Here is an 8,467-nt window from a genome sequence, read left to right on the forward strand (position 1 = left end):
CGGGGCGCTGCCGCGCGCCACCGCGACCCGCGGCCCGGATCCCGAGTCGGCGGACCCTCAGCTCGCGGCCACGGTCCACCCGGTCGCGGCGAGCTTCGCGGTCCGGGGGCCGTGGGCCCAGATCCGCTCCTGGTAGGCGCGCAGCAGCGCGGCGTGGATGTCGTCGACGTACTCGGCCACCGCGCAGTCCCGCCGCCACGCCACGGTGACGCGCCGGTGCACCGGGTTGCCCACGATCGGCTTGAGCAGCACGCCCGGCAGGTCGTGGCCGGTCGGGAAGAAGCACGCCACGGTGTGCGCCGAGCGCACCAGCTCCGCGGCCGACGCCGGGTCGACGCCGAAGTGCGCGCAGCGCGGCGTGAAGCCGGCCGCCTCGCAGGCCAGGTGCAGGTCGAGCCGCCCGCCGCCGTAGCTCTCGTCGGGCACCGCCCACTCCTCGTCGGCCAGTTCGGACAGCCGTACCTCGTTGCGCGCGGAAAGCCGGTGCCCGACCGCGATCCCGACCAGCATCGGCTCCGTCACGACGGTCCGGCAGTCCACTTCTTCGGGGATCCGCAGTGGACTCTCCGGGAACTCCGTGACCAGCGCGAGGTCCAGCTTCCCGGTGCGGACCAGGTCGAGCACCGCGTCGCTGGTGCGCTCGATGTGGGTCGTCTGCGGGTGCGTGGGCAGCAACGCGCGGACCACGCCCACCAGCAACGGCGTCAGCGACCCGGCCACACCGCCGAGCCGCACGCCCGCGACGTCGCTCTCCGCGGCCAGCTTGCGCGCCGTGGCGAGCAGGTCGTCGAACCGTTCCACCAGGTCACGGGACCGCAGCACGACGTGGCGGCCCAGTTCGGTCAGCTCGACGCCGTCGGTGCGGCGCAGGAACAACGGACCACCGAAGCCGCGTTCGATGCGGCGCAACTGCGCGGTCAACCCGGCCTGCGCGATCTTGAGCAGGGAGGCGGCTCGGCTGATGCTGCCCGCTTCCGCCACGGTCAGCACGACGTGGAGATGCCTGAGCTCCATGTTCACTGCGGCAGCCTAGGGCAATGAGACAAACCGGCCATCGACCGCGCGCGTACCAGGGGAGGCCGTCCCGTGTCCAGCGGGACACGAGGCGATTGCTCCAACAGGTGCATAACTGACGAGTTATCGCCACCTCACACCTCCCGCCGCGCTCGCCCGTTCCACCACCCTGCTGGTGGCCATGGCCGTCTACCGAGGAGGTGTGAGCGACATGAGGAAAGCGTTGCGGCTGCGACGCCTTTCCCGTCCGCGCGACGACAGGTACCTCTTCGTCCCGCTCGACCACAGCGTCTCGGACGGGCCGGTCGCGCCGCGCGACCGGTGGCACGAGCTGATCGACTCGGTGGTCGTCGGCGGCGCCGACGCCATCATCGTCCACAAAGGACGCGTGCGGACGATCGACCCGGACGTGCTCGCGGGGTGCGCGCTGATCGTCCACCTCAGCGCGGGCACCGCGCACGCCGCCGACACCAACGCCAAGGTGCTGGTCGGCGAAGTGGACGAGGCGCTGCGGCTGGGGGCCGACGCGGTCAGCGTGCACGTGAACATCGGCTCGGACACCGAGGAGCGCCAACTCGTCGACTTCGGGGTGGTCGCCAAGGCGTGCGACGACTGGAACGTGCCGCTGGTCGCGATGGTCTACCCGCGCGGCCCGCGCATCGCCGACCAGAACGACCCCGCGCTGCTCGCGCACGTGGTCAACATCGCCGTCGACCTGGGCGCGGACCTCGTCAAGACCAACCTCGCGCACCCCGCCGAGCGGATGGCCGAGGTGATCGCGAGCTGCCCGATCCCGGTGCTGGTCGCGGGCGGTCCGGCGACCGGCGGCAGCGTCGTGGACCACGCCCGCACCGCGATGGCGGTCGGCTGCGCGGGACTGGCCGTCGGCCGCCGCGTATTCACCGCGCCCGCGCCGATGTCGCTGGTCGCGGAACTGGCCTCCATCGTCCACGACGACACCCGGTCGGACCTCGTCCGCGCCATGACGGGTGTCGTGGCCTCGTCCTGACCACGTCCCCCCGCGACCGCCGCCGGCGCCCGGCCCGGCGGCGGGCGGTCGCACGCTCACCCCCTTGGAGAACCGTTGAAGTTCGCCTGGATCGACCTCCGACCCGTCCCCGAAGCGCAGCGCGAAGCCGTCGTGGACGCCGCCGTGCACGCCCGGCTCGCGGGTGTCGTCTCCGACGACCCGGCGCTGCTGGACACGCTGCCGCCCACGATCACCCGGGTGCTCGTCACCGACGCCGCGGTGGACAGCCCGCACCTGGTCACCGTGGTGGTGGACGACCAGAACGCGCTGGAGCGGCTCACCACCGACGCGGCGTTCGTGCAGGTCCGCGACGACCGCACGCTCAAGCTCGCGTGCGCCGCGGCGGTGCGGCTGGGGCACACCGTGGTCGCGTTCACCGACCCGACCAAGATCCCGCTGGAGATCGTCATCGCGGCCGCCGACGGCGCGCCGGGCAAGCTCGTCACCGTCGTGGCCGACCTCGAGGAGGCCGCGATCGTGCTCGACGTGCTGGAGCACGGCTCGGACGGCGTGCTGATGGCGCCGCGGGACGCCAACGACGTGTTCAAGCTGGCCAGGCTGCTGGAGGCCACCACACCGCCGCTGAACCTGACCACGCTCGTCGTCGACGGCATCGCCCACAACGGCCTGGGCGACCGCGTGTGCGTGGACACCGCGTCGCACTTCCAGGAGGACGAGGGCATCCTGGTCGGCTCGTTCTCCTCGGGCTTCATCCTGTGCTGCAGCGAGACCCACCCGCTGCCCTACATGCCGACCCGGCCGTTCCGGGTCAACGCCGGCGCCCTGCACTCCTACGTGCTCGGCCCGGACAACCGCACCAACTACCTGTCCGAGCTGCGCTCGGGCAGCACGGTGCTCGCCGTCAACTCCGAGGGCCGCACCCGCAAGCTCACCGTCGGTCGGGCCAAGCTCGAGTCGCGCCCGATCCTGACGATCACCGCGCACTCGCCCGAGGGCGTCGAGGTGAGCCTCACCGTGCAGGACGACTGGCACGTGCGGGTGCTCGGCCCCGGCGGGAAGGTCCGCAACGTCACCGAGCTGCAACGCGGTGACGAGCTGCTCGGCTACATCGCGACCGAGCAGCGGCACGTGGGCATCCCCATCGGCGAGTTCTGCAAGGAGACCTGAACCAAGATGCGCGAGTTCGTCACCGACCTGTTGCGCCGCCACGGCGACGACGTGCCGGTGTTCACCCACGAGCACACCACGACCCACGGCGCGTTGCGCGCCGCGGTCGCCGCCGAGGCGAGCCGGTTCGCCGCCTCCGGAGTGGGGGAGGGCAGCGCGGTGGCGCTGCACGTGCCCCCGAGCTTCACCCACCTGGAGGTGGTGCTGGCGCTGTGGGGCCTCGGCGCCCGGGTGATCTCGATCGACCCCCGGCTCACCCCCGCCGAGGTCGACGTGCTGCTCGACCTGACCCGCCCGCAGTTCGTCGTGCGCGGCGTCGCCCGCCACGACGGCGTGTTCCGCGAGCGCCACGAGCTCGTCACCGAGGAGCGGCCCGACGGCCGGCCCGCCGCGACCCGGCACCGGCTCGTCCAGTTCACCTCCGGCTCGACCGGGGTGCCGAAGGTCGTCGGCCGCAGCACCGAGTCGATCATCCGCGAGGTGATGCGGTTCGGCGCGGCCGAGGGCATGCCGGGGCGGGGCGAGCGGATGCTGCTGCTCAACTCGACCGCGCAGAGCTTCGGGCTGATGGGCGGGCTGCTGCACGCGTTGGCCGTCGGCGTGCGGCTGGTGTTCGCCGCGCGGCCGACGGCGGAGGAGGTGCTGCGGACCGCCGCGCGGCACGAGGTCGACTTCGTCACCGGCGTGCCGCACCACTTCGAGCTGCTCGCCGAGGCCGCCGACCGGTCCGCGCTGCGCACCGTGCGAGGGGCGTTCGCGGGCGGCGAGCTGATGCGGCCGGACGTTGCCGAGCGGTTCGCCGACGCGTACGGGTTCCGGGTCGGGGAGTGCTTCGGCACCACCGAGACCGGCGCGCTCACCATGGACGTGACGGGGACGAGCCGGCCGTCCGTGGGCCGGCCGCTGTCCGACACCACGATCCGGGTGCGGGACGGCCTGGTGGAGGTCGCGCTCGACCAGTCGCCGTACCTGGACGACGGCGACCACGGCCGTTACCTGGACGGGTGGTTCCGGACGGGTGACCGGGGCGAGTTCGACGCGCGCGGCAACCTGCGGCTGCTGGGCCGGGCCGACTCGCTCGTCGTGGTGCGCGGCAGCAACGTGGACCTGACCCAGGTCGAGGCGGCCCTGCGGGCCCACCCGCTGGTCACCGAGGCGATCGCGGTGCACGACTCGGTGATCGAGGCGTACGTCTCGACCGCGTCGGACGCGTTGACGCCGGAGGCGGTGGCCGCGTGGTGCGCCGAGCGGCTGGCCGAGTTCAAGCAGCCGCAGCGGGTCCACGTGCTGCGGGCGCTGCCGCGCACGTCCAGCGGGAAGCTGGTGCGCAACCCGAGGGTCCTCGCCGACGCGCGGTGATCGCCGGTGTGGCAGGGTGGGCGCGTGGAACAAGTCGTGCTCCTGGACGAGTCCGGTGCCGGGATCGGTGTGGCCGACAAGGCATCGGTGCACCACTCGTCCACCCCGCTGCACCTGGCGTTCTCGTCGTACCTGTTCGACGGGGCGGGCAGGCTGCTGCTGACCAGGCGCGCCCTGCACAAGAAGACGTGGCCGGGGGTCTGGACGAACTCGTGCTGCGGGCACCCCGCGCCCGACGAGCCGATGGTCGGCGCGGTGACGCGGCGGTTGGCCGACGAGCTGGGGCTGGCCGACGTCGCGCTCGACCTCGTGCTGCCCGCGTTCCGCTACCGGGCGGTGATGGAGAACGGGATCACCGAGAACGAGATGTGCCCCGTGTTCCGGGGCCGGGTGTCCGGCGACCCGCGGCCGAACCCGGACGAGGTGGACGCGTTCGAGTGGGTGCCGTGGGCGGAGTTCGCCCCGGCCGTGCTCGCGGGCGCCCGTCCCGTGTCGCCGTGGTGCGCGCTCCAGGTGGCCGAGCTGTGGGAGCTGGGCCCGGACCCGTCGGCCTGGCCGGTCGCGTCGCCCGCGGGCCTGCCCGCCGCCGCCCGCCTGTCCTGAACGCTCAACTCGCCCGTTCCGAACGTAGGACACGCGCGACGCGAACGTAGGACTCACGCGTGAGTCGTACGTTTGGGTCCCGTGTGTCGAACGTTCGGGTCGGGTGGGTTCGACGTTCAGGTGTGAGAGAGCGCTCTCTCGGTCGGTGTTACGGGATGACCGGAACGCCCGACTTTCCTTGACTGATACAGGGGCCCGTCCTACGTTCCGCTGTGAGAGCGCTCTCCCAAACCACCTCGCAACGCCCTACGAAAGGGGAGTCGTGATCCCCACCATTCGCCGATGGCGTCGTCTGGTCACCACGCTGGCAGTCGGGGCACTGACCGCGTCGGCACTGACGTTCGTCACCGCTCCCGCCTCGGCGGCGCCGGAACTGCTGTCCCAGGGCAGGCCCGTCACCGCCTCCTCCACCGAGAACGGCGGCACGCCCGCCTCCGCGGCCGTCGACGGCAACGCCGGCACCCGCTGGTCCAGCGCCGCGGCCGACCCGCAGTGGATCCGCGTCGACCTCGGCACGTCCACCGCCATCAGCCAGGTCACGCTGAACTGGGAAGCCGCCTACGCGCGGTCCTTCCAGCTCCAGACCTCGGCCGACGGCAACTCCTGGACCACCATCGCCACCGCGTCCGGCAACGTCGGCGTGCAGAACCTGACCGTCTCGGCCACCACCCGGTTCGTCCGCGTCTACACGACCGCCCGTGCCACCCAGTACGGCGTGTCGCTGTGGGAGTTCCAGGTGTTCGGCGTCCGCAACACCAGCGGTCCGATCGTGCGCGTCGCCGAGTTCCTCGCGGAGTGCCCGTACAGCCACCGACTGCCCGACGACCCGATCGTCGCGCCGAACCTGCCCGGCGCGTCGCACATGCACAGCTTCTTCGGCAACACCACCACCAACGCCCGCTCCACCGTCCAGACCCTGCTGGCCGGCACGAGCAACTGCAGCCCGGGCGTCGACCTGTCCTCGTACTGGGTGCCGACCCTCTACGCGGACAACCAGCCCGTGGAGCCGACCGGCACCACGTTCTACTACCTCGGCGAGGGCGTGCGCGACGACGTGATCGCGCGCATCCAGCCGTTCCCGCTGGGCCTGCGGATCGTGGCGGGCAACGCGAAGGCCACCGCGCCGGACGCCAGCACGATCTCGCGCTGGTCCTGCCTGCACGCCGGGCACGTGGGCGCGTCCAAGGACTTCGTGAACTGCCCGTCGGGCACGATGCTGGAGTCCTACCTGGACTTCCCGCAGTGCTGGAACGGCCGCGACCTGGACTCGCCGGACCACAAGAGCCACATGGCCTACCCGGTGAACGCCGAGTGCCCGTCGACCCACCCGGTGCCGGTGCCGAAGCTGCGCCAGGTGCTGCGCTACCCGGTGAACGGCGACCCGTCGCGGTTCCGGCTCGCCTCGGGACCCGGGTTCACCATGCACGGCGACTTCTTCAACGCGTGGCCGGAGGCCGAACTCGCCCGCCGGGTGCGCGACTGCATCAACCCGATCATCAAGTGCGGCGCGGACGGTCGCCCATGAGGACGTCCCTGATCCGAATCGGCTCGGCGTTCGCCCTGCTCACCGCGCTGATCGTGCCGTCGACCGCCGCGCGGGCGGCGGAGTGCGGCACGGCCAACGCGGCGTTGAACGCGCCGGTCACCGCGTCGTCGGTGGAACCGGGCAGCCCGTTCGCGGCCGGCTCGGCGGTGGACGGCGACGCCGGCACCCGCTGGTCCAGCGCGTTCAGCGACCCGCAGTGGCTGCGGGTCGACCTGGGCACGAGCCGCGAGGTCTGCGGCGCCACGCTCCAGTGGGAGGCCGCGTACGCGACGGCCTTCCAGATCCAGGTCTCGGCCGACGGCTCCGCGTGGACGACGGTGTACCAGACCACGACCGGCGCCGGTGGCACGCAGAACATCACCTTCACCGGCACGGGTCGCTACGTCCGCGTCTACACCACGGCGCGCGCCACGCAGTACGGCGTGTCCCTGTGGGAGTTCGCGGTCCGCACCGGGACGAACGGCAACCCGCAGCCGGGCGAGCAGCTGCTGTCGTACAACAAGCCGGCGTTCGCCTCGTCGTTCCAGGACGACGGCGCGTGCCCCGGCTGCACCCCGGCCAAGGCGCTGGACTACAACCCGGCCACGCGGTGGGCCACCAGCGCCACCACCGGCTGGGTGGACCCGGGCTGGATCTACGTCGACCTCGGCGCGACGGCCCAGGTCAGCAAGGTCGTGTTGCAGTGGGACCCGGCGTTCGCCACCGGGTTCCAGATCCAGACCTCGGCCAACGCGTCGAGCTGGACCACGATCCACACCGTCACCAACGGCACCGGGTTCAAGCAGACGTTCGCGGTGAGCGGCACGGGCCGGTACGTCCGGGTCAACCTGACCAAGCGCAGCGGTCAGTACGGCTACTCGCTGTGGGAGTTCCAGGTCTACGGCACCGGCGGCAGCCCGACGCCGCCACCGCCGCAGGCCCCGGACCCGGGCAACCCGCTGCGGCTGGTGTGGAGCGACGAGTTCAACGCGCCCGCGGGCACCCGGCCGGACGCGACCAAGTGGCGGCCGGAGATCGGCACCGGGCAGAACGCGGAGTTGCAGTACTACACCGACAACCGCAACGCGTTCACCGACGGCGCGGGCAACATGGTGCTGGAGGCGAGGCGGGAGGTCACGCCGGGCTCGGCGTGCCCGGTCGACCCGGTCAGCGGCTCCGGCACGTGTCAGTACACCTCCGCCCGCATCATCACCGAGGGCAAGGCGTCCTGGACCTACGGCCGGATGGAGGCCCGCATCAAGGTCTCGGGCACCAAGGGCCTGTGGCCCGCGTTCTGGATGCTCGGCACCGACATCTTCAAGGGCACGCCGTGGCCCGCGAGCGGCGAGATCGACATCATGGAGCACCTCGGCCGCGAGCCCAACACGGCGTACCAGACCATCCACGGCCCGGCGTACTTCGGCGGTGGCGGCATCGGCCAGATGCGCGACATCGGCCAGGACTTCGCGAACGCGTTCCACACGTTCCGCGTCGACTGGAACAGCCGGGGCATCACGTTCAGCATCGACGATGTGACGGTCATCTCCATCGACAAGGCCACGGTGGAGGCGACCCGCGGTCCGTGGGTGTTCGACAAGCCGTTCTTCATCCTGCTCAACAACGCGGTGGGCGGTGACTGGCCCGGTCCGCCGGACGCCACCACGGTCTTCCCGCAGCGCATGCTGGTCGACTACGTCCGCGTCTACCAGTGACGGGGTGGGTGGGGGGGCGCCCCCCGGGGGCGCCCCCCCCCCCCGTTAATGGGGTGGGGGGCGCCGCCCCCAACCCCTGGGGTGTGTGGGGCGCGG

The 8,467-nt window shown here is 72.1% G+C and carries 7 protein-coding genes; 6 read left to right on the forward strand and 1 reads right to left on the reverse strand.

Annotated elements, in window-relative coordinates:
- Nucleotides 1-57: 57 nt before the first annotated feature.
- Complete coding sequence (locus ACFXGA_RS35885) at nt 58-1,014, reverse strand: LysR family transcriptional regulator (RefSeq protein WP_378096134.1); 957 nt, start codon at nt 1,012-1,014, stop codon at nt 58-60.
- A 211-nt stretch (nt 1,015-1,225) separates the two neighbouring features.
- On the opposite strand from ACFXGA_RS35885, the gene ACFXGA_RS35890 reads away from it, so the two are divergent.
- The 6 genes from ACFXGA_RS35890 (at nt 1,226) to ACFXGA_RS35915 (ending at nt 8,371) form a co-directional block, all read left to right on the forward strand.
- On the forward strand, nt 1,226-2,023 hold the full coding sequence (locus ACFXGA_RS35890) for a 2-amino-3,7-dideoxy-D-threo-hept-6-ulosonate synthase (protein WP_378096100.1): 798 nt from the start codon (nt 1,226-1,228) through the stop codon (nt 2,021-2,023).
- A gap of 75 nt (nt 2,024-2,098) precedes the next feature.
- Nucleotides 2,099-3,172 (forward strand): 3-dehydroquinate synthase II family protein, encoded by a 1,074-nt coding sequence (locus tag ACFXGA_RS35895; protein ID WP_378096102.1) that lies wholly within the window; start codon nt 2,099-2,101, stop codon nt 3,170-3,172.
- Between the two features lie 6 nt (nt 3,173-3,178).
- Complete coding sequence (locus ACFXGA_RS35900; RefSeq protein ID WP_378096105.1) at nt 3,179-4,531, forward strand: class I adenylate-forming enzyme family protein; 1,353 nt, start codon at nt 3,179-3,181, stop codon at nt 4,529-4,531.
- 24 nt (nt 4,532-4,555) lie between these two features.
- Nucleotides 4,556-5,134 (forward strand): isopentenyl-diphosphate Delta-isomerase, encoded by a 579-nt coding sequence (idi, locus tag ACFXGA_RS35905; protein ID WP_378096108.1) that lies wholly within the window; start codon nt 4,556-4,558, stop codon nt 5,132-5,134.
- A gap of 262 nt (nt 5,135-5,396) precedes the next feature.
- On the forward strand, nt 5,397-6,659 hold the full coding sequence (locus tag ACFXGA_RS35910; protein ID WP_378096111.1) for a DUF1996 domain-containing protein: 1,263 nt from the start codon (nt 5,397-5,399) through the stop codon (nt 6,657-6,659).
- Nucleotides 6,656-8,371 carry a discoidin domain-containing protein gene (locus ACFXGA_RS35915; protein WP_378096114.1) on the forward strand — a complete coding sequence of 572 codons (1,716 nt, stop codon included), beginning with the start codon at nt 6,656-6,658 and terminating at the stop codon, nt 8,369-8,371. The genes ACFXGA_RS35910 and ACFXGA_RS35915 overlap by 4 nt, the downstream gene beginning before the upstream one ends.
- Nucleotides 8,372-8,467 lie beyond the last annotated feature (96 nt).

It is taken from the genome of Actinosynnema sp. NPDC059335 (genome assembly GCF_042752395.1).
In the GTDB taxonomy this organism is placed as follows: Bacteria; Actinomycetota; Actinomycetes; order Mycobacteriales; family Pseudonocardiaceae; genus Actinosynnema.